At 63.9% G+C, this 21825-nt stretch carries 14 protein-coding genes and 1 pseudogene; 2 read left to right on the plus strand and 13 right to left on the minus strand.

The features are described from left to right. Positions 1–68: 68 nt before the first annotated feature. From SB749_RS03215 to SB749_RS03260, 10 genes and pseudogenes are all read right to left on the minus strand, one after another. Complete coding sequence (locus tag SB749_RS03215) at positions 69–1247, minus strand: glycosyltransferase family 4 protein (RefSeq protein WP_410708998.1); 1179 nt, start codon at positions 1245–1247, stop codon at positions 69–71. 4 nt (positions 1248–1251) lie between these two features. Beyond that, complete coding sequence (locus SB749_RS03220; protein WP_173155508.1) at positions 1252–2613, minus strand: lipopolysaccharide biosynthesis protein; 1362 nt, start codon at positions 2611–2613, stop codon at positions 1252–1254. Further along, positions 2600–3202: a sugar transferase gene (locus tag SB749_RS03225; protein WP_410708999.1), complete on the minus strand. Its 603-nt coding sequence runs from the start codon at positions 3200–3202 to the stop codon at positions 2600–2602. Before SB749_RS03225 ends, SB749_RS03220 begins: the two co-directional genes overlap by 14 nt. A gap of 80 nt (positions 3203–3282) precedes the next feature. Continuing rightward, a complete protein-coding gene (locus SB749_RS03230; protein ID WP_410709000.1) occupies positions 3283–3897 on the minus strand; it encodes a low molecular weight phosphatase family protein in 615 nt (204 codons plus the stop codon). A 352-nt stretch (positions 3898–4249) separates the two neighbouring features. Beyond that, the gene (locus SB749_RS03235) at positions 4250–5452 is read right to left on the minus strand and encodes a DegT/DnrJ/EryC1/StrS family aminotransferase (protein ID WP_410709001.1); all 1203 of its coding nucleotides are present in this window, start codon (positions 5450–5452) and stop codon (positions 4250–4252) included. Continuing rightward, positions 5449–7332: a polysaccharide biosynthesis protein gene (locus SB749_RS03240; RefSeq protein ID WP_410709002.1), complete on the minus strand. Its 1884-nt coding sequence runs from the start codon at positions 7330–7332 to the stop codon at positions 5449–5451. Before SB749_RS03240 ends, SB749_RS03235 begins: the two co-directional genes overlap by 4 nt. A 299-nt stretch (positions 7333–7631) precedes the next feature. Beyond that, the gene (locus SB749_RS03245; RefSeq protein WP_410709003.1) at positions 7632–10319 is read right to left on the minus strand and encodes a helix-turn-helix transcriptional regulator; all 2688 of its coding nucleotides are present in this window, start codon (positions 10317–10319) and stop codon (positions 7632–7634) included. 283 nt (positions 10320–10602) lie between these two features. Beyond that, on the minus strand, positions 10603–13170 hold the full coding sequence (locus tag SB749_RS03250) for a LuxR C-terminal-related transcriptional regulator (RefSeq protein WP_410709004.1): 2568 nt from the start codon (positions 13168–13170) through the stop codon (positions 10603–10605). Then, a complete protein-coding gene (locus tag SB749_RS03255; protein WP_410709921.1) occupies positions 13155–13904 on the minus strand; it encodes a helix-turn-helix transcriptional regulator in 750 nt (249 codons plus the stop codon). The genes SB749_RS03250 and SB749_RS03255 overlap by 16 nt, the downstream gene beginning before the upstream one ends. A gap of 1380 nt (positions 13905–15284) precedes the next feature. Then, a pseudogene (locus tag SB749_RS03260) lies at positions 15285–15701 on the minus strand (AAA family ATPase); the annotation flags it as partial. Positions 15702–16005: 304 nt separating this feature from the next. Here SB749_RS03260 and SB749_RS03265 point away from each other — a divergent pair. Beyond that, positions 16006–17199 carry an acyl-CoA dehydrogenase family protein gene (locus SB749_RS03265; protein ID WP_369865829.1) on the plus strand — a complete coding sequence of 398 codons (1194 nt, stop codon included), beginning with the start codon at positions 16006–16008 and terminating at the stop codon, positions 17197–17199. A gap of 38 nt (positions 17200–17237) precedes the next feature. Further along, positions 17238–18383, plus strand: coding sequence for an acyl-CoA dehydrogenase family protein (locus SB749_RS03270; RefSeq protein ID WP_410709005.1), 1146 nt, complete (start codon positions 17238–17240; stop codon positions 18381–18383). A 216-nt stretch (positions 18384–18599) separates the two neighbouring features. Here the strand turns inward: SB749_RS03270 and SB749_RS03275 are convergent, their stop codons facing one another. Genes SB749_RS03275 through SB749_RS03285 form a run of 3 tightly spaced genes read right to left on the minus strand, consistent with a single transcriptional unit; the run spans position 18600 to position 21693 of the window. After that, positions 18600–19229, minus strand: a complete 630-nt coding sequence (locus tag SB749_RS03275) for a TrmH family RNA methyltransferase (RefSeq protein WP_410709006.1) — start codon at positions 19227–19229, stop codon at positions 18600–18602. Further along, positions 19226–20812, minus strand: a complete 1587-nt coding sequence (locus SB749_RS03280) for an ABC transporter permease (protein WP_410709007.1) — start codon at positions 20810–20812, stop codon at positions 19226–19228. The genes SB749_RS03275 and SB749_RS03280 overlap by 4 nt, the downstream gene beginning before the upstream one ends. Further along, complete coding sequence (locus SB749_RS03285; protein ID WP_410709008.1) at positions 20812–21693, minus strand: ABC transporter ATP-binding protein; 882 nt, start codon at positions 21691–21693, stop codon at positions 20812–20814. Before SB749_RS03285 ends, SB749_RS03280 begins: the two co-directional genes overlap by 1 nt. Positions 21694–21825 lie beyond the last annotated feature (132 nt).

The raw sequence follows: 21825 nt of genomic DNA on the forward strand, positions 1-21825 counted from the left end.
AGGTGTGAGAAAGAAGTGCGCGGCGCTGCCCCTGAGGGTGGACATGACCACCCAGGGAGCCTCCACGATCAATGCGCATCGAGGACCACCCCTCCGAGGCGTTCGTACGTCTTTGACCGGTCGAAATGGTCTTCGGCCATTCGTCTGGATCCTCGGCCGCGTTCTGCCAGTCGACGGTCATCGGCCATCTTCTTCAGGGCCTCGGCGAATGCGGCCGGAGTCGATTCGCAATTGATACCCGCTCCATACTCGGTGAGGAGATCTTGGTACTCGGCGCACTGCTGAGAGTTGACGACAGGGAGTCCTGCGGCTGCATAATCGCAGACTTTGTTGATGATGCTGGCCGCCGAGTTCGCAACAATGGGATTGATGGCGATATCGCACCCGCGCAGACGCGAAACCATCTCCGGGTATTCGAGCTTGCCGTAGAACACCACGTCCTCATCCAGATCCCCTGCTTCATCACGCCAGCGATCTTCGAAGGGACCCGTACCCATGACGTGCAGGCGCATGCGGATGCCTTCCTTTCTCAGTTCGCGCAGAGCCCCGAACACCGAAGGCAGGTCGTAGCTGTGTCCCAGAGTTCCGATATATGCGAGCTCCGCGATTCCTGTTCGGAGAGGACGCAGAACCGGATAGGTGTCGAATCTCGCCAGATCCGACCCGAGGTACACGGTGGAGACAGTCGAGCCGTCCCTGCGTGCCGAACTCACTCGTTCTGAATAGGTTTCGGAGACGGTCACCACTGCATCCGCAGCTCGGTAGATCGCCTCGGCACGCCTACGGATGGGGATCAGAGCCTGGCGCACCATCCAGCGTGGTCGCAAGACCATTTCAAAGGCCTCTGGCCATAGGTCCTGCACGTCGAGGATGAATCTCACATCGTTCTTCGCCGCGAATTCGGCTGCGGCATGCGCCACCTCGAGAGAAGGCATGGAACAGTAGATGATGTCCGGGACCTTCCGCCGCCGCAGGTATTCAGCAAGGTTCCTGCCGAGGGCTCGGTGGCTGCGCAGACGACCGGCAGAGACGTTGCTCCGGTACGACGGTTCATGCACATAGGTGGTCGAGTACAGCGGGTTCCGTTCCACCGAAGTGTCGCGTTGCGTCTTGAACGCGTGCAGGAACGAGGATGTGACCAGCTCGACTTCTGCACCGCGGCGAGCAAGAATGCTCGCCAAGCTGTCGAAGCGATCGTTCGGCAGCCATCCAGTCGCTGTGTAATGGGCGATCATCAATACGTCCATGACTTCACTTCCTTGTCCGGTCCGGATATCGGTCTATGAGCTCGATGTCAGATCCTGCAGGCTGTGCAGCCGTCGGTGCGGTGTCTGACAATTCCACGCCACCATCGGCAACGTCAGCGCTCGGCCCATCTGCATACGACGGCCTTGCTTTGCGCCTGATCACCCGCGCGAGCGTGAAGGCTCCGGCAGCGGCGCAGACGGCATATCCGATGATCGACCCGTAGGCCGCGCCGAACATTCCGTAGTGCGGTATCAGGGTGATGTATGCAATGAGCGAGGCCACGGTGCCGATGATTTCGACGACCGACACCGTTCCCGGGGAGTCCGCAGCGATGAGGAGGCCCTGTTGGACGCGTGTTACTCCGAAGATGACGGCGGATACAGCCAATGGGATGATTGCGGCCGCCGCCGGCGCATAGGAGTCCGGCAGAACAAAGACGATCATGGCGTATGCTGCAGCTGCGAGTACCGCGGCAGAAGCCACCAGCAGCAGAACGCTTCGGGCGATTATTCGCACCGCTGGGAAGGAATGGGAAGAGAAGCCCTGAGACCAATTCCGTAATGAGGCATCAACCCACTGCTGCACCGGCCAGGTGGCCATCTCGAGAACAGTGGCTACTGTGACGTACAGGCCCAGCGCAGCTGAATTGCTCAAGATCGGCAGAAGCAGTCGATCGGATCGAAGCATGGCGGAATTGCTGAATTCGGATGGGAGCAGCACCCAGCCCCGCCGGCGAAGTCCTCGCTTCTCGGTTCGGGTGGGTTCCAAGTGCTTCGAGGGGCGGGGTGCGACGAATAGGAGGATCGCTGTCGGTACCGCGGAGGCCGCATAGGCCCACATCCACACCACCGGGTCATTCACACCGATCAGCACCAGCAATACCGCTCCGACGACGATGATCAGCTGGGTGACGATCGCATTGACGGCAAACCATTTCCACTCACGGCTGCACACATAGGCGACGCGCAGAGCATGCACCAATGAATTGAGCGCAACGTAGGCGGCGATCGCAATCACACCCATCCACATCCATCTGGTGCTGAACGGCGACAGCGCTGCTGCGATGAAGGCGATGGGCAGAACGCAGAGCGTGCCAGGCGTCACCATGCGTGCAAAGACACGATATTCGGTGCCGAATCCTCCAGAACGCGAAGCGATGAAGGGCCGTTCGAGCCCCATGACCGCGAACACGGAAAGAAAGTATGCCAATTGCAGTGCAAAAGCCAGGTCTCCGCGCCCCGCCGGACTCAACACGACAGCGGCCAGCAGATTGACTGCCACTGCACCACCGGCCGCCAAGATCTGGGCTGCCACCAAAACTGCTGCGGCGATCTTCGTGCCCCTCTGCCCGTCACTGGCTGACATCACTGGAGTTCTCCCATCCAGTGAACACAGGCATGGTGTCGTGCCCGTGTTTGCTGATTCCCCGCCGACCGACGACTGTTCGCACCGTCTGCAGAACGATGGAGATGTCGATTCGCAGACATCTGCCGTCGACGTATTCCACGTCGAGGCGGAAACGGTCTGCCCACTCAAGATCGTTGCGACCCCTGACCTGTGCCAATCCGGTGATGCCCGGACGAACCTCATGCCGTCGAGCCTGCTCAGGCGTATAGAGATCGAGATATTCGACAATCAATGGTCGCGGACCGACAAAGCTCATATCACCGCATACGACATTCCACAGCGAAGGGAGTTCGTCGAGGCTCGAAGCGCGTAGGAACCGGCCGAGTCGCGTCAGGCGCTGTCCGTCAGTCACACGCTCTCCGTCGGGCTCCACCATGGTTCGGAACTTCAGAATGTCGAAGACCTTGCCACCCAGCCCTGGCCGAGACTGCCGGAAAAGCACCGGTCGACCGTGGACGGCCAGGACAACCAGGGCCACTCCGGCGATCACAGGGGACGCCAAGATGAGTCCGATCACGCTGAAACAGATATCGGCAATGCGTTTCACATTGTCATAAGAGGTCCGTCCGTCCGAAGTGTGCGCACGTCGCGTACTCATTGCCGCCGGCCGTCGTCTGCCTTTCAACATCATTCCCCCTCGCCGAGGTTCAGCGCTCTTTGAAACAGAACCGATACCCCTTCGACAGCAGGGGCGAGCTGGAGGGCCGAAAGTGCATAGATGTCCCGAGAGCAGCCGTAGGGGTCAACGACATCGTCGTGCGCCGGAAGTGTGAGGTTCCGCCTCCTGCTCCGGCGCCGACCAGCTGCTTCGACTGCAGCACGCAAGCGGGTTGCGCGGTCAGCTGTCCGAACTGCACCTTCAGTCACAATGTCCTCATCTCGGGTGACTGCCGCGAGACTCGAAATCTCTCGGATTGTGAAGGTTCTGCGAACGATGCGAGGGTTGAGCTCGACGACCTCACGCCTTTGATCGCGTGTCATCGTAAGCACGAGGTCAGCAGCGCCGAGCAGATCTTCGTCCACTTGCCGAGCGTGTACGGCCCGCCCTTCGATGACCCCCATGAACCCGGCGATCTCCCACACTTCTTCCGGCGTCCGATGCCCCAAGGCCGCATGAGTGCCGGCTGAATGAACGCGGATCTCGCAGACTTCGGCAAATCGCTGCGCAAGCGCGAGCTCTGCCAGGGGCGACCGGCAGAGATTGCCCGTACACACCGTGAGGACATTGAATTCTTCCGACATCAGTTCTTGACCGTCCGCCTGCGACTTATATACGCGACCGCAGATTCCACCCGACCGGTGTTCTCCATGCCTGTACCCTCCTTGACCATGGAATCCGTGCGACAGATCCGAACTGAAGCGCGCGATTCCCTTGCGGCGGCTCACAGAACGCCGCCGCACTGCCCGCCCATTGATCGAAGCCCGGAGGCGAGTTCGAACTCACGCTATCTTCGATATTTCCTGCCCGGCCCATTCCGATCCTTGCCCTGCGGAGGCCCGCAAATGGAGTGCGGATATCCACTCTCGCTATGCCGTCTACACAAGAAGTGGGCGCTGAACTGTTGGCTTGGCATTTCGACACACATCGCGGGGCTCAACGAGCTCGCCGGTCGAGGAATACTTCGACGGTCGCGATAACTCGCTCGATATCGGCGTCGCTCATCGTTGATCCGCTCGGCAGGTTGAGACCGGAGGCGAAGATGCCTTCGGAGACCTCACCGCCGTACATCTGTGCTCCTGCGAAGACCGGTTGCAGATGCATCGGGTTCCACAGCGGACGGGTCTCGATATCGTGCTCGGCCAGCCACGCACCGAGCTCGCCGGCGTTGAAGCCCGTACGACTGTGATCGACGAGGATCGCCGACAGCCAGGCGTTGTCACGGTGTTCGTTGTCGTCACCGAAGAGAGTGATCCCGTCAGTCACCGCGACGATCGAGTCGCGATAACGGCGGCGGATCTCCCGACGCCGTTCGACCAGACCATCGAGTCGTGCCAACTGCGCCCGCCCGACCGCGGCGAGCAGATTGCTCAGACGGTAGTTGAACCCGATCTCTCTGTGTTCGTAGTGCGCCACAGGCTCTCTGGCCTGGGTCGACAGATACCTGGCGTACTCAGCCAAGCGCTCATCATTCGTCAGTAGAGCACCCCCACCCGAGGTCGTCATGATCTTGTTCCCGTTGAAGGACACCACCGCAGCTTGGCCGAGGCTGCCGCAGGCTCGGTCGCGAAAGCGAGATCCCAGCGATTCCGCCGCATCAACGAGGACGGGAACGTCGAATTCGGCAGCGATCGGAAGGATCCGATCATAGTCCGCAGGCCGACCCAGAAGATCAACCGGGACGACAGCCGCTGGCTTCGTTCCGCCCACGATCGAGTCCTTCAGCGCCCGATGGAGCTGAATCGGATCCATGTTCCCGTCGTCGACACAGTCGACGAACACCGGTTCGGCCCCGCAATAGGTGATGGCGTTCGCCGTCGCAGCGAAGGTCATCGTCGACGTGATCACCCGGTCTCCCGGTTTCACTCCCAGACCCAGCAGCCCGAGATGGAGGGCGGCCGTCCCCGAGGAAAGTCCGACCGCGTAAGCGACTCCGACCTTGTCTGCCAGTTCCTTCTCAAAGGCGTCGAGGTCGGGGCCGACGGGAGCGATCCATCCGCTGCGGAAAGCACGGAGCAGGTATTCTTCTTCGAGTTCTCCGACATCCGGACCTGACAGCAGAATCCGCTTGGCAGCCGGGACAGTCTGAGGCGGAGCAGCTGTCTGAGGCTTCGTCGGCACCGCGTCCGAAATCGTCATTGCCTGACCTCATCCTTCACCAGCTTGACCGGCTCCGGCAGATAGACGGGCCCACCGACCGGGTCTCGACGGCCGACTTCCGGTTGGGGCCTGCAGGAGCGGTCACAGAAGTCGTCGATGATGCCGCGGTCGGCCGTGAAATCCGGCAGATCGACGGGCGAGAGCACCGGAGCCTCAACGCGGCTGATCTTGTCATGGATGCGAATGACAGTGCCTTCGTAGTCGCCGAAGAGCTCCTCGTCGAGCTTCTCACCTTCACGCAGCCCGGTATAGACGATCTCGGTATTCTGATTCGACATCGCAACCAGACTCCGGGCGATGTCGACGATTCGCACGGGTTCACCCATGTCGAGAACCATGACGTAACCGTCTTCGCCGATCGTCGCCGCCTGCAGCACCAACTGACACGCCTCCGGAATCGTCATGAAGAACCGTCGGACCTCCGGGTCAGTGACTGTGATCGGACCACCCTGTCGGATCTGTTCCTGGAACGACAGGAGCACAGATCCGCGGGAGCCCAGAACATTGCCGAAGCGAACCGAGAGGTAGGTGCCGGGCGACTTCGCCGCGAATCCGCTGACGAGTCTTTCGGCGATCCGTTTGCTCCGGCCGAGCTCGCTCGTCGGTGCGGCGGCCTTATCCGTCGAGATGTTGACGAAGGTTTCGACTCCGACCGCGCGTGCTGCTTCGAGGACGTTGAGGGTGCCGTGGACATTCGTCTTCCACGCCTCCTCGGGGAACCGCTGCAGCATCGGCAGATGTTTGAGCGCCGCTGCGTGGAACACGATCTGCGGCTTCGCCTCGGCGAAGATATGATCAAGTGCAGCCCGGTCTCGGATGTCTGCAAGCACGGTGTTCGGCGACATCAGCAGCGCCGAGCCGTAGAGAGTGAGTTCGACTCCGTGCAGAGCCGTCTCATCGCGATCGAGCATGACGAGGCTCTCCGGGTGGAGAGCGAACAGCTGTCGGCAGAGTTCGCTGCCGATCGATCCACCTGCTCCCGTGACGAGGACCCGTTTGCCAGCCACCTGCTTGGCGATCTCCGCCAGATCGGTGTGCACCGGGGCACGGCCGATGAGGTCTTCGACCTTGATGTCGCGGATATCGCCGATCTCGACCTTGCGATTGACCATCTCGGCCAGCGGCGGGATCGTCCTCAGCCATTTCCCTGTCGGTTCCAGGCTCTCGCGGCATTTCTGCAGGAATTCCGCGTCGGAATCCGCGATCGCGACGATGACACCGGAGACATTCAGCCATCCGGCCGCCTCGGCGATGTCCTTACTCGTCCCACGGACACGGACCCCATGAATACTCAGATGACGCTTGTGCGGATCATCATCGATGAGTCCGACGGGCAGATACTCACCGTCGGGGTTCGAGAGCATCTGGCGGATCAGGGATTCAGCCGCGTCGCCAGCACCGACGACGAGCACTCGCTCACCCTGGAGAGGACGGGTCGCCAACTGATGGGACCAGCGGATGAGGTAACGGCTGCCGGTCATGAAGATGACTGCGGAGAAGACAGTGAGCAGAACGAATGGCGAATCCCCCAAGGTGACAGCCATCAGTCCACACGCAATGATCAGGGCGATGACGGCGATACCACCGTATTCGGCGAAACTTCCGTAGTGATAGCGACTGCGATAGAGACCGGTGAGCAGACCGAGCAGCACTTGCAGAACCGCTGCCGCCCCAAGGGCGGAACCGAGTTCGACTCCGCTGACGACTCCTGGACCCATGACCGTCGAAGCGAGCAGGCCGGCCCCCGTCCAAGCGACGAGATCGAGGACGAGCTGGAACCTGGTCTTGCCCTTCCAGATCCGCGTAGTCAACCGTGCCGGCCACGCCGCACCAGTTGTCGCTGAAGGTGGCGAAGCCACGGCCACAGCACTCCCCCTGGTGAGTGGATTCGGATGTTCTGACACAGTCATCGTGATCTCCCATGCTCGACAGTTCCGGCCCCGTCGATGTGGCTGCCGGGCATCGTCGGTGAGAGCCGGCGATGCAGTGCTTCCTGCTGCGGAATGCGTCGACTTCACGCTATGGGTGCGATGGCTCTGCTCTGGTGCTTGCGGAGGGGAGACTGCGGTCATCCGCGACTGCGGTGCGGGTCTCCGCGGGGCGTTCTGCCGCAGACAGTGAGATCCGCCTGCGGCAGGTGCTCCGACACGATGTCGGTTCAGACAGCGGCGAGACGCGGGTTGCCCGCGAGCCTTGATACGAGCTCTGTGCGTGACCCGACATCGAGCTTGCGGTAGACAGCGGTGAGCCGGAGTTCGACGGTGCGCAGGGAGACGAAGATCCGTTCGGAGATCTCCCGATTTTTCAGTCCGGCACGGACCAATTCGACGACCTTGAGCTCCTCATCGCTGAGTTCGCCGAGGCGGGGCAGCTCAGGCATCGTCGGCGCCTTCGGCTCGTCGACGATCTGCCCTGTGCGGAGATGGTCGGCGAGGCGGCCGGCCCCGACTTCGCGAAACAGCGCCGCAGCGGCAAGTCTCTGTTCGCGTGCTTTCAAGTTCGAGCCGTTGTCGGACAGGCGAGAGGCGAACGCCGCATGCGCGACCGCCTTCTCGAAGACGAATTCAGAAGTGCTTGACTGCCGCAGCACTCGCCCGAACAGTTCGGTGGCGGTCTCCCCGGCGGCCAAAAGCGCTTCGCTCCGAGCGACGACCAGATCGGTCCACCGAGAAGGGCATGCCTTCGCGTGGTCACGCAGCTTCTGGAGCAGAAGAGTCGCATGCTCTCTTCTGCCGATACCCACCAAGGCTTCGATGAGGTCGGCCTCGAAACGACGCACGTTCGGGTTGGTCTCGTCCTCGGACAGCTGTTCGCAGCGCCGAAGGTGTCCGATCGCTTCGGCTGCGCGGTCGGTGCGCAGCAGATATCTGCCCTGGAGCGCATTCAGCTCGGCCAGCAGACGGCGGTTGTTCGTCGCCGACGCTCGGACCGCGGCCTGTTCCTCGACGAGCCCGGCTTCACCGGCGCGTCCGGTCAGCAGCAGCTTCCAGGCGTGCAGCAGCTGGATCCGATCCTGCCGGACGACGACGAGCCCTCTGCGCTTGTCGGCCTCCGATTCCGCGATGAGCCTGTCGATGACGTCGACGGCCTGGCTGACTCGGCCGAGGCGCAATTCCAGATCAGCGCGGACACAGTCCACCTGCCGCTTCCAGACCCTGGTCGCGGCACAGGTCTCACCGATGTGGTCGAGCACAGCCGAGGCGGCTTCATAATGCTCGGTGAGCACCAGTCCCTGGGCGACGGCGAGTCCGAAGCTCGGCCTGATCGCATCCTGGTGTTCCTGCAGGCTCGCGAATCCGGCGAGCGCCGACCCGTCCTTTCCGCAGTTGCTGTCAAGCAGGATGCGCACGGCATGGACAAGCTGTGCCTCGCTGTCGCGAAAATGCTCGTCGGCGGATTCGGCAAGTGCCAGAAGCTCCTGCGCTCGAGCGAATTCGCCTCGTTCACAGTGGCAGAGCGCCAGCGTCAGCTGCAGGCGCGCCACCTCGGCGGGCGCCTGCTCCGATTCGCCCCTGCTCCACGACGTGAACAGTGAGGACGGCAGCGTCTGCGTCTCGAGGAAGACATTGCGGACTTCGAGAGTCCGAGCGCGAACCACGACCGCGGCCCGGTTCGAACGAGAGGCGATCTGCACATAGCGGCGGGAGAAGGCGAATTGCCCGTGATCGGACAGCGTCTCGGCGATCTCGACAAGCTGACCGCGCAGCTCCTCGAGATCGTTGCAGACCCGGATGGCCCGTTCGGCGAATTCGGCCCCTCCGGCAGTGAGTCCGCGTCGCACGAGCCCGAGAGCGTGTGCAGCCAGCTGCTGTGCTGTCTCCTCACCCGGGTCGATGAACGAGACGTGCCAGGCTTCGATCTGCGGCCACGTGTCGGCGCAGTCTTCGGCCAGGACGAGGTGGGTTCGGCGTCGCTCGCTCGCCCCCATCGACTGCTGCACCATGGCACGGACGAATCCGTGGGGTATCCGCAGAAAGGCTCCCCGACGTTCGATCGTTCCGCGCGATTCGAGTTCGTCGACGGCTTCCCAGAATCCGGGCAGCCTCCTGGCCAGGGGCCGCAGCGGAGTCAGTGGGGACAGCGACAGGCATCTGAGCAGCGCTTCGGCGTTGGCCGTCAGTCCCTCGACATAGTCGGCGATCATCGGACGGCTGGCCGGTCCCACTCGCACCGGGATCGACAGCGCGATCTCCCCGCGCATCTCACTGGGCGCCATCTCCTCGAGGATGTGGCTGACGGCCAAGGGACGACCCGAGGCGGCGTGGGCGGCTACCTGGGCTGCCTCCTCGGCGATCCTTGTGTGACCGAAGCGGGCCAAGGCGAGGTCACGGGCGAGCTCGATGAGCTCGGCGATGCTGAGATCCGCAAGTTCGATCTCCGGCACCGAGGCGAACGGACCGTCATCGTCGATCGACCGCGCCGTGATGACGATGTGCAGTCGTCCTGACTTCAACCGGCGCAGCACCTGACCGAGCACCCGCTGCGAGTCCATGTCCATCTCATCGGCATTGGGCACGAGGATGAGCGTGTCCTCATCTCCTGGAATCGATCGGAGAGCCGTCATCATGTTCGGCACTAACTCATCATCGGCGAATTCCGCCGGATCGGCAGGGCCGTTCACGGATGCGCTGACTGCGGCGAGCAGACCGCCTATCCCGGACCAGGGCGTGTCCTCATCGAGCGGACTCGATGCGACTCTGATGACCGTGCCGTCCCACTCCGACTCGAGTGCCCGCAGAATCGATCGCCTCCCGGACCCGAAGCCGCCGGTGAGGGCGGCGGCACGGTGCCGCGAGAGGAGGGAGCGGAGGTCGCCGACTTCCTTGCGACGAATCACCTGACGCATGATCCGCCTCCCGTCGTCGAGTCCGGAGAGCTCTTTCGGACAAGGATTTCCGGCCCGGAGACGGACGCTGCCGTTCGCACGGCGCGGGGATCGGTTCGCTGAGGAGACTGAGGCGTGATGTCCATACTCAGATACTCCTCGCCGGCAGCCGTCTCGGACCAGGTGGTCGATACGGGAATCGCCTTCGGGTCACTACTCAGTCACTGCCAGGTCACCACTGGAGCACCGCAGTGAGTACTCACTCGAGTCCGAAATCCCGCAGGTGCGGATACTCGGTTCGCGCTCAGGCGCGCAGTCGGCCTTCGGTATCCCGCATCGCCTCGGCGACCTGGTCCCTGCGCTCGATTCCGAGTTTTCGGAACAGCCGGTACGTGTGACCCTCGACCGTTCGCACCCGCACCCCCAGTTCCAGCGCGATCTCCGCATTCGATCGGCCCGCGACGATGAGCGCGCTGATCTGCTTCTCCCGGGCGGTCAGCCCTATGTTCTGCCTGCCCGGTCCGCTGCGCTTGCCGGCTCCGAATCGCGCGGCCAGAGCGATGCACTTACCCGCCAGGTCGGGCATCGACGCTCCGTACTCTCCTGCCATGGCCGTCAGGGCAGCACGATCACGATCACGCAGAGCAGCGCCGAGGCGGCCGACGATGTCGAACTCACGCCCGGTTCCGCGCTCTGCTTCTTCGCACATCGCCTCGGGTGCGATCTCGTCGAAGTGCAGGAAGAGGTGCAGGCGGATGAGCACGACGATCGCCGCCGCCCCATCGGCTTCGGCGTCGTCCAACATCCGACGCAGCTCGTGCTCGTACCGGGTCTCACCGGTGCGTATCGCCCGCGCGGTAGTTCGCAGAACGAGGGCCCGACGATATTCGTGGTAGAGGGCTGTGACGGGCAGCTCGTCGAAGCGGGCGTGCAGATCGTCGGCTTCGGCAGCGGTTCCGACACGTGACACCGCATACTCGGCCTCCGCCAACGCAATGGCCAGCTGGGTGCCCATATTCCAATAGGTGAGCGATTCGATCGCGGCGCGAAGCGCCTTCATCGCCCCCGACAGATTGCCTTCGAGCAGGTGAGTCTGCGCCCACAGCAGGTCGATCGGCCCGGACCGAGCTGACAGGTACGCGATGTCATGCGTCGACAGTGTCGTCATCAGCTCTCTCGCCTCAGCGATCCGTCCCAGCTGCAGCAGCGTGCGACCGCGCAGCATGGTCAGGTGAAGCGCTCCCGTGCTCTCATTGCTGAAATCGGCTTGAGCGGATTCGAGGAGCGCGAGTGCTTCCAAGGTGCGTCCCGAGTCGAGCATGTCCGTCGCGTGCAGCATCGTGTCGAGCAGATGGAAGTTGCCCGTTGCCCCGCCCTCGGGTGTGAGTCCGTCGAAGACATCCACGGTGATCGGTCGTTCTTCGGCAACGACGGCAGCGACTCGGTCGAGGAACTCGAGTCCGAACGCTGCGTCCACTCCCCCTCCGGGGTGTCCGTCACCTTCCTCGTACAGCCGTTTGAGAGCGGTGCGGAAGTCCGCAAGTCGCAGGGCAGGAGACATGGATGCGGAAGCGCGGTTCATCCACACCACGAGCGCGTCCACGACGAGCTGGGCACAGCATGCGGTGCGTACCGCATGTGCCAGGATGTCGAGTCCGAGGGGAATCTTATTGCAGCCGCAATAGAGGAGAGCGACGGAGAGCAGCTCGTGCGGGCTCATCTTCTCCGTCGGGATCTCCGCGATCAGACGCATGGCCCGATGCCAGTCTCCGAGGCGAGCGGCGATCAGTGCGGCGGCGATGGTCCTCGACTCGCTGACTTCCGCTCCGCAGATCTGTCCCCACTCGGCCCTGACCACCTGCGACCACTCCGCGGGTGCATCTCCGCTGGAGTCGATGAAGTCGAACCACTCTCGACTCCGACCGGTTGGGGTCGTATATCTGATCGTGTCCGAGGTGTGGTTCTCCACCGCCTCATAGATATGGGGCCTCTGCGAGTCGATCTTCAGCTCTCCAGCGGCCACGAGCGCATCCGCGGCTTCCCCGAGCCCAGCTTTGAGCAGTGTCGCCAGCTCCACCTCTCCCGCGAGGACGACCAGCTCGAGGGCCTCCGTCTCCTGCGGCGAGTGGTCGGCGAGTCCGATCCGCGCATAGTCGCGGGCACGCGCATCGTAGTCGGTGTCGTGTCCGTCGAGGATCCACACTCCTCGGCGCATGAGGAAGCGCGATCGTCGTGCGGTGTATTCGAGGAGTTCGATGAGCTTTCCCGGATTGCGCTTCGAATGGAAGTCGACGATGTCGACCACGGCTTGGGACACGATGTGACCGAGGCGGTGTTCGATCATCGACCGATAGTCCTCTCGCGGCAGGGGGCCGAGGACGAGATGCTGGAGCACACGGTCTTCGACGAGAGTTGAGAACGGCATGACCCCACTCTCGGGATTGGACCGCGACATCGCGACGAGCTTGATCGAGCCGACGCTGGCCAAGTCGGTCAGGACCTCCTGCGAGCGGGAGTCGAGCAGGTGGGCATCGTCGACGAAGACCGCCTGCAGGCTTCGAGTCGAGGTGAGCCGGGACACGATTCGTCCCAGCAGCGTGGACGGGTCGCTGTCGAGGTCGACGAGCAGACCGAAGACGCCGAACTCGGTGTTCTGGTGCACGCGGTCCCCGCGGATCCAGATTCCGTCGCTCCCGTCCTCGAAGGCCGTTCTCGCCAGGAGAGTCTTGCCGACGCCGATCTCGCCTTCGATGAGGATGCCGGAGCATTCCGAGCAGCGCAGCGACTGACGAATCAGTTCGAGTTCGCCCTTGCGCCCGAAGATCTCAGCTCCGTCACGAGCACTCGAGGCGGCGGTCAGCTCTTCAGCCATTCCGTCACCACCTCTCGCAGCTCCTGCCGATTGGCCACATGCACTCGACGGTAGAGGCGACCGAGGTGCCATTCGACGGTTCGGGTCGACAGGTGCAGCTCATCTCCGATCTCTGAGCTCGTTCGGCCCTCGACGATGCCCGTGATGATCGAGTGCTCGAGCTCGCCCAGATTCGCGTGGAACCGTTTGCCGTCGGCATCGAAGTCGAGCACGCGCCGGCTCCGGCCCAGCAGGATCCGGGCTTCTTTGGTGGCGGCAGCATCACCTGAGGCAACGGCGCGTTTTCGGGCCTCGCCGGAGAGCTGGGCGCAGAGCACGACCGCGCCGAAGATCAGCGCCTCACGGGCCGCGGTGATGAGCGCCTGCAGATCGTCAGTGCTGAAGGCATGTGCCACGGCGCGCAGCAGGCGACCGAGGGAGCCGTCGACCCTGCCGGACGACGCGGACAATCCGCCGATGGCCTGTTCGTGCCCGAGTCGACCGGCCTCGAGCCAGGCCAGGCATGCAAGGGTGTGCGCACCGTGTTCGTCTGCCCAGGCCCCGAGCTCATAGAGTTGTGGGGCTGCCGGCCCCGGCGACGTCTGCGCCAGTGCCTGCAGATCGAAGAGTCTGGCTTCGAATGAAGCCCACCACGAATGCCGACTGGCTTCGGCCTCCTCGTCGACAGCGATCGAGACGACCTCCGTCCGCTGGTCTGTCAGCACAGCGGACAGAGACAGAGCCGACCTGGCCATTCCCGCAATATCGACGATGTCGCAGGGGTCGGCACCGAGATTGAGTTCGCCGAGGATGCAGTGGGCTTTCGCCGCGTTGCCGGTGCGCAGGTCGATGAGCGCGTTCGTCAGCCTGGTCAGCCGCCGACTGGAGGTCAGTTCATCCATTGCCGTCCGCGCCTCGGCCCAGTTGCCGGCGATGAAATTCGCCACGAAGAACTGCGGGATGGCATCTTCCCGTTCGAACGATTCGGGTCCGGGAAGTCCGAACATCAGCCGGGCCTGCGCGATATAGCTCAGTCCCAGTTCGATCCGCCCGGACATCACTTCTGCCACGCCGAGGAACGCACATGCGCGCAGACGGTGGCGCACCGAGCTCGCATGGTTGAGATAGACGCTCTCGGCCAGAGCGCAAGCAGCGGCGATACGACCTCCTTTGAGGTCGAACCTGGCGCGCGTCGCATCGAGCCGACCGACGTCGATCGGCAGCGAAAGCGTGTCCCGGACCCAGTCCAGCCGCAGACCCTCGGGCTTCCTTGGGTCCATCAGCCTCAGTTCCATCGAGGCGAGACGGGACAGATACTCCTGTGCTGAGGTGACCGGATTCAGGCAAGCCTCGGAGACGAGCGGGTCGATGATCTCCCTGGCCTGCCTGAGACGGCCGGCTCCCCATTCGCTGCGGGCGTGCTCGAGGTCGAGTTCGGGACCGCGATAGCCGCTGGTGCGGATGATCTCTGCGGCTTCGCGGTATCTGCCCCGCGCGTTTGCCCAACCGGCGGCATCCAGGACCTGCTTGGGAGTCGGCACCCGGCCCAAGGAGATCGACCACGCGGCGTAGCCGAAGAGCGTCCTGCCGTGAAGTGCCGGAAGATCCGCTCCGGCATCGAACCGGGTGAGCAGCTCGAGGCTGCGAGAGGGAGGGACCATCGCTCGGACGTTCTCAGCCGTGACGGGTTCGTGCATGCTCACCGTTCCCCCTCGACCCTTCGAAATCGAGAGCAGACCATCCTCCGCCAGAGAGTCGATCGTCTGCGGACTCGCGAACCCGACGAGCACGTCATAGGGCACGGCTTCGATGAGAGCGACGGTTTCGATGACCTCTCGGCTGGGCTGATCGACCCGGGCGATCGCGGTTTCGACCCCGCTGGTCCGGCTCCGCCCGAACAGCAGCCTCTCGAGCAGCCGCGGATTGCCATGGGCGAGCGCGGTCAGCTCCGAGACCGATCTCGTCTCGGTCTCCATGAGTCCGATGCTGTTGATCATCGCAGCCGCATCCGCCTCGTCGATACCGTCCAGATCGATCCTGACAACGCTTCCGGACAGCCACAGTCCGGCGATGAGATCGACCGGCGGACGGGCGGATTCGGCGGCGATGACGAGTTTGATCCTGCGCGCATCCGTCAGCTGGGCCAGCACTGCGAGGGAATGATCGTCCACGAGATCGGCATTGTCGACGACGACCAGAGAGCGCCCGCCCTCGGCTCTGCGCTCGAACAGATCGCCGATCACCGACAGCGCTCGACCAGGCGGGAGGTCTGTGCCGATGCCCTCCCGCGACAGCAGGATTTCGAAGATTCCGAGATTCCGGACCCGCGCGTTCTCCGAGCCGCGCAGGCGGGTGACCGCAAGATCGGGGTCGAGACGAGAGAGCGAAGCATTCACCAGCGCGGTCTTCCCGATGCCCGCCGCGCCGATGATGAGTGCGCCCAGATGCCTCTGCCCTGAGATCGCGTCGACGACCGTCGAGAGTTCGGACTCGTAACCGAAGAGCCGGCGCGACGGTGCGACCGGGGGGATGCTTGTAGTCCTGCCTGACACGTCACTCAGCTTTCCGTACCCCTGGGGATCTTCTGCGGCGGGGGAATGCGGAGCCCAGCGGTGCGGGGTTCAGTCCGGAGAGGCTCACGTCTCGGAATCAACGATGAAATTCCTGAATAAGTAGTACCACCCGCGATAGGTGTAGTAATACATTTCTGAGATAAAGTTAGGCGATTGTGACATCAACATCCGATCCCACCGGAGGGCCGCCTCGGCGAGGATCTCCGTCGTTTCCCACTTGTGAGCCGGAACACCGGACCGTACCATTGGAGGAAAGTTACTGAACGATCTATAAGGAGTTCGCATGGACACCCTACTGAATGCTGAAGAGCGCGAGTTCGCGCAGCAGATGCGTCAGTTCTACCGCACGGAGATCCCCGAGGAACTCCGCTTCAAGGTCGCCACCGGCCAGGAGCTGAGCAAGGAAGACATGGTCACCTCGCAGCGGATCCTCAACCAGCACGGCTACGCCGTGCCGAACTGGCCGGTCGAATGGGGTGGCCAGGACTGGACCCCCGTGCAGCGTCACATCTGGCTCGAAGAGATGCAGCTGGCCTGCGTTCCGCAGCCGCTGCCGTTCAACGTGTCCATGGTCGGACCCGTCATCGCCACCTTCGGCTCGCAGGAGATCAAGGAACGCTTCCTGCCCGCCACCGCGAACATCGACATCTGGTGGTCGCAGGGATTCTCCGAGCCCAACGCCGGCTCGGACCTCGCCTCGCTCAAGACCACCGCGGTGCGCCAGGGCGACAAGTACATCGTCAACGGCCAGAAGACCTGGACGACCCTGGGCCAGTACGGCGACTGGATCTTCAACCTCGTGCGCACCGACCCGGACGTGAAGAAGCAGGCCGGCATCTCCTTCCTGCTCATCGACATGAAGACCCCCGGCGTCACCGTCCGTCCGATCCAGCTCATCGACGGCGGCCATGAGGTCAACGAAGTCTTCTTCGACAATGTCGAGGTCCCCGTCGAGAACCTCGTCGGCGAAGAGAACAAGGGCTGGACCTACGCGAAGTTCCTCCTCGGCAACGAGCGCACCGGAATCGCCCGCATCGGCGGCTCGAAGGTCAACCTCGCCCGCGCCAAGGCCTATGCCGCGGTGACGAAGACCGCTCGCGGCACTCTGCTGGATGACCCCCTGTTCTCCGCTCGTCTGACGAAGATCGAAGCCGAACTCACCGCGCTCGAGATGACCCAGCTGCGGATCCTCTCGACCCAGGCCGCCGGGTCCGACAAGCCGGATCCGCGCTCCTCGGTGCTCAAGCTCAAGGGCTCCCAGCTGCAGGAGGACATCTCCGAACTCCTCGTCGACGTGCTCGGTCCGCAGGGTCTCGACTTCGTCGCCGACCGCGTGCAGGGCCAGGGTCTGTCCGACCTGCCCAACGGAGCTGTCGATGCCCTGCCCGGCTACTTCAACACCCGCAAGGTCACCATCTACGGCGGTTCGTCCGAGGTGCAGCGCGGAATCATCTCGAAGGCACTGCTCGGTCTCTGAGATACCGACGCTCACTCGATCTCCCAAGAAGGACAACAATGGATCTTGAACTCAACGACATTCAGCAAGAACTCGCCAGCACTCTGAACAAGTACCTGCGCAGCGAGTACGACATCGCAAAGCGCGAAGAGACCCTTCGCAGCGACGAGGGCATCTCCCGCGAGAAGTGGCAGGCCTTCGCCGAAATGGGTCTGCTCGGACTTGCGATCCCCGAGTCCTACGGCGGCGCGGACATGACCTTCAACGAGGTGGCCGTGGTCGCCGAGGCGTTCGGTCGCTCACTCGTCCTCGAACCGTTCCTGGCTACCGCAGTCCTCGGTGCCAATGCCGTTCTGCTCGGCGGCAGCGAGGAGCAGAAGCAGGCCATCCTGCCCGGTGTGGCAGAGGGCCAGACCTTCCTCGCTCTCGCAGCGCTCGAACCCGGACTGCGCTACGCGGTCGACGCTCCGCAGACCCAGGTCTCCGGCGCAGACGGCAGCTTCACCCTCACCGGTGAGAAGAACAACGTGCTCGGCGGAGACGTCGCCGACCACTTCGTCGTCACCGCCACGCAGAACGGCGAACTGGGCCTCTACCTCGTCGCCGCCGATGCCGAGGGTCTGAGCCGTGTGGCTCAGCGCCAGGCCGATGGCCTGGGCAGCGCGAACCTCAAGCTCGAGGGTGTCGCCGCCCAGCGCCTCGACGCCGCCGACGCCAATGCCGTACTGTCCGAGGTCCTCGACCTGGGCAACGCCGCGATCATGGCTGAGGCCGTCGGTGCGCTCGAAGCCTCGCTGACGATGACCGCCGAGTACCTGAAGACCCGTGAGCAGTTCGGTGCTCCGATCGGTGCGAACCAGGCTCTGCAGCACCGCGCCGCCGACCTCTACGCCGAACTCGAGTACGCGCGCAGTATGGCTCTGTACTCTCGCCTGGCCGTGACCTCCGAGGTCCCCGGCGCCGAGAAGGACCGCCACCGCGACGTCATCGCCGCGAAGATCATCGTCGACCGGGCTGCCCGCAACATCAGCCAGGAATCGATCCAGATGCATGGCGGCATCGGCATGACCATGGAATACCCCATCGGTCACTACGCCAAGCGCCTGACGGTCATGACCCGCACCTTCGACGACTCGGATTCGCTGACCGCGGAGCTCGCCGAACTGGGCGGACTCATCGAACCCCACGCCGCCGACCTCAGCTGAGGCAGTCGGCACTTCAGTGCCGCACGTTCGCCCCTGAACGTGCGGCGCTGCGTCGTCGGAGCCTATCAACGCCCACCGAGGCGGCCGGCTCCCGGCAGCACAGAAGCGCCGAGGCGGCACGATCATCGTCGTGCCGTCTCGGCGCTTCGTCGTCTCTGTATGCCGGTCGGCAACCTCCGTGACGGCGACTCGGTCCACCGCACTCCGGCAGCGAGCTCAGCTCACGGGTTGTTCGTAGACGTGTCGGCGGATCCAGGAGTGCATGGTGATCGCGGCGGCGGCTGCGGCGTTCATCGACCGCGTCGACCCGTACTGCGCGATCGAGAGCACGTCCCGGCTCGCCTGATGCGCTTCCTCGCTCAGCCCCGGCCCTTCCTGCCCGAACAGCAGCAGGCAGCGCCGAGGCAGGTCGTAGGTCTCCAGCGGCACGGAGTCCGGGAAGTTGTCGATGCCCAGCAGCGGCACGTCGTTTTCGGCGCACCAGCTGAGCAGGTCGTCCACACTCGGGTGGTGGATGACGTGCTGGTACTTGTCGGTGACCATCGCTCCGCGACGGTTCCAGCGGCGTTTGCCGACGATGTGCACGGCTGCGGCGTTGAAGGCATTGGCGGTGCGCACGACCGAACCGATGTTGAGATCGTGCTGCCAGTTCTCGACTCCGACGTGGAAGTCGTGCCGCGAATCATCGAGATCGGCCACGATCGCATCGTGCTTCCAATACCGATACTTGTCGACGACATTGCGCCGATCACCCTCAGCCAGCAGCTCCGGATCGAAGTGCTCACCCACAGGCCGGGGGCCGGTCCACGGACCGACCCCCACCTGCGGTTCAGCGCTTTCCGTCACTTGTCGTCGCGGGAATCATCCGCCGACTTCGCGTCCTCTTCGTCTTCTCCGCCGGACTTCACGTCCGAATCGGCGTCCTCCGCATCATCGGCGCTCGAGTCCGACTTCGCAGATCCCTTCGCCGAGGTGGTAGCACCGACCTTCTGCGCGCGCTTGCTCATCTTCACGGTCTTACCGCCGCGTCCGCCTCCGGACAGCACCGAGCGCACGTACGCACCCGAGGCCAGAGCGTGGAGGATGACAGCGAGGACCAGAGCGATGCCGGCGGCGACGAGGCCCTCCCACCACTCGGCCTGACCGGCGAAGGAGCGGCCGGCGATGCCCAGCGGTGAGGTGAACGGCGTCCACGACAGTACCTTCGCGACGGCGCCCGAGGGTCCGATGAGGACCGGAGCGAAGAAGCCCGCCACGGTGAAGACGCCGATGATCGTGAGGAAGGTGGCGCGAGCCTTGGAGCCGACGACGGTCGAAGCCCAGACGAGCAGCGCGAACACCGACCAGGCGGTGAGCAGCAGGGTCAGCGCGAACCAGCCGAGGCCCGGCAGCATGGCGAACGCCAGAGACGTCTTGCCCGACAGCGAGAGTCCGAGCTCGGTGATGACGGCTGCTGCCACGAGGTGGACGACCACCAGGGTCAGCATGCCCGTGATCCGACCGGAGGCCGAGGCGCGCGGCGGAATCGTGGCTGCGATGATCTCGGTGATCCGGTTGCGCTTCTCCAAGCGCAGGTTCTGATACAGCGCAGTGCCCAGAGTGGCGACGACGAGCAGCGACAGCGCGACCATCCCCCACAGCAGCGGGGTGGCCACGGCACCGTCGACGGCCGGGGTCTCGAGCAGCGTCGCCTCGGTCTTCGGAGCGAGCTTCTCGAGCAGGGCATCGGGCTGCTTGTCGAGGGCGATGATCGTCGGCTGTCCCTGACCGCTCGGGTCCTGGATGAATGCGGCGTCGACCTTGCCCTCACGCACGAGCTTCTCAGCCGCCGGCGCATCCTTGGCATCGGTGATCTTCACACCCAGCTGCTGTTCGTACATCGCCGCCTGCTCGCCGACTCCGACCATCGCCATGGTCGGGGTGCCCGAGTCCTTCTGCACGTCGGCGACGATTCCGGAGATGATGGCGGCCAGCACGCCGAGGATAATCACGGCGGCGGTGACCAGGAAGTACGGGCTGCGCATGGCCGTGGTGGACTCACGGTTCGACACGAGCCACGCGGCCTGGCGGTTGCCGACGTCGACGAATTCCGAGACCAGCCCGGTCTCCGGCAGTTCGTCAGGGTCGGGGGTGTCCTCGGCGAGTTCGAAGGGAACGTCGTCGAGGCCGTCGGTGGCGCCGGATTCGTCCGATTCCTTCGCGGCTGGATCCTTCGTGTCGGTGTCCTTCTTCGCCGAGGCGGCCGACCCCTTGGTCGCACCGGCTGCGGTCGCCTCGTCGTCCGAGTCGACCTCCTCGGCGGTGGTCTCGTCTTCGATCACATCGTCGTCGACGGGCACACCGAGGTCGTCGATGCCTTCGCCGGCCGTGCCCTTGGACACGAGCGGTTCCGGGGACTCGTCATTCGCACCATTGTCTTTGCGCGCCATTACAGAGCCTCCTTGTACTGCTCGGCCAGTGTCGGGCGGACACTTTCGAAGTTCTTCACATTCTTCAGCTCGGCCACGGCAGCCGCGGCTGACTTCGCATCATTCGCGCGGAAGCTCACCGCAGAGCCCTCGCGTCCGGCGGTCTTCACATCGCTGATTCCCGTTCGGGATTTCAGCGCCGAGGCGGCCGCCTCGGTGTCCGTCGACTCGACGCGGTAGTGCGGGTCACCGAGCAGCTTCTCGACGCTGCCCGTGGCGGTCACCTTGCCCTGGTTCAGGATGATGACATCATCGGCGAACGTCTGTGCGGCCTCCCAGTCGTCGGTGGCCAGGATGACAGGCACGCCCGAGGATGCGTGGGCCCGCAGCAGGGACGTGACCAGGCGCAGCGAGGCGGCGTCGAGGCCGGCGAAGGCATCGTCGATGACGACGACGTCCGGGTCGGCGGCCAGGGTCGCGGCGATGTCGACGCGGGCGATCTCGGCGCCGGAGAGGTTCTTCAACGGTGCGTAGCCGCGGTCGGCGAGCTCGAGATGGCCGAGCAGGGTCAGCGCATTCCGTTCGGCCGCGCCCAGGGTGATCCCGTGCAGGCGGGCGAGGTAGACGATCTGGTCGAGCACGCGCATGTTCGGGTATCCGCCGCGTTCCGCGGGCAGATAGCCGAAGTTCTGCCGGTCGCCGAAGTCGAGTTCGAAGTCCTCGAGTTCGATGGTGCCCTCATCAGCGGCGATGAGGCCCATAATGATGCGCACCAGTTCGGTGCGGCCCGCCGAGCGGGTTCCCACGATTGCGGTGATCCGGCCCGCCTCGGCGGTGAAACTCACCTCGTCCAGATATGTCCGCTTCCCTGTGCGGAGGGAAACCTCTTTCAGTGTGAGCACGCGTCATCCTTTACATCAAACAGTTCTTGGGGAGTGTCTCATCTATCGTGTTGAAATAAGAGACTTGTTTCAAACCACGTCCTCGATTTCGACAGAATTGCCAGTCGAGTCCCAGGTCGTGATCGGTGAGCC

Origin of the sequence: Brevibacterium sp. SIMBA_078 (assembly GCF_046534565.1) — a bacterium.
Lineage (GTDB): Bacteria > Actinomycetota > Actinomycetes > Actinomycetales > Brevibacteriaceae > Brevibacterium.

Coding starts and splice junctions, on each gene's coding strand:
- SB749_RS03215 (WP_410708998.1), bottom strand. CDS start 1,247: ATGGACGTATTGATGATCGCCCATTACACAGCGACTGGATGGCTGCCG.
- SB749_RS03265 (WP_369865829.1), top strand. CDS start 16,006: ATGGACACCCTACTGAATGCTGAAGAGCGCGAGTTCGCGCAGCAGATG.
- SB749_RS03270 (WP_410709005.1), top strand. CDS start 17,238: ATGGATCTTGAACTCAACGACATTCAGCAAGAACTCGCCAGCACTCTG.
- SB749_RS03245 (WP_410709003.1), bottom strand. CDS start 10,319: ATGCGTCAGGTGATTCGTCGCAAGGAAGTCGGCGACCTCCGCTCCCTC.
- SB749_RS03255 (WP_410709921.1), bottom strand. CDS start 13,904: ATGGCCAGGTCGGCTCTGTCTCTGTCCGCTGTGCTGACAGACCAGCGG.
- SB749_RS03250 (WP_410709004.1), bottom strand. CDS start 13,170: ATGGCTGAAGAGCTGACCGCCGCCTCGAGTGCTCGTGACGGAGCTGAG.
- SB749_RS03235 (WP_410709001.1), bottom strand. CDS start 5,452: ATGACGATTTCGGACGCGGTGCCGACGAAGCCTCAGACAGCTGCTCCG.
- SB749_RS03230 (WP_410709000.1), bottom strand. CDS start 3,897: ATGTCGGAAGAATTCAATGTCCTCACGGTGTGTACGGGCAATCTCTGC.
- SB749_RS03220 (WP_173155508.1), bottom strand. CDS start 2,613: ATGTCAGCCAGTGACGGGCAGAGGGGCACGAAGATCGCCGCAGCAGTT.
- SB749_RS03280 (WP_410709007.1), bottom strand. CDS start 20,812: ATGGCGCGCAAAGACAATGGTGCGAATGACGAGTCCCCGGAACCGCTC.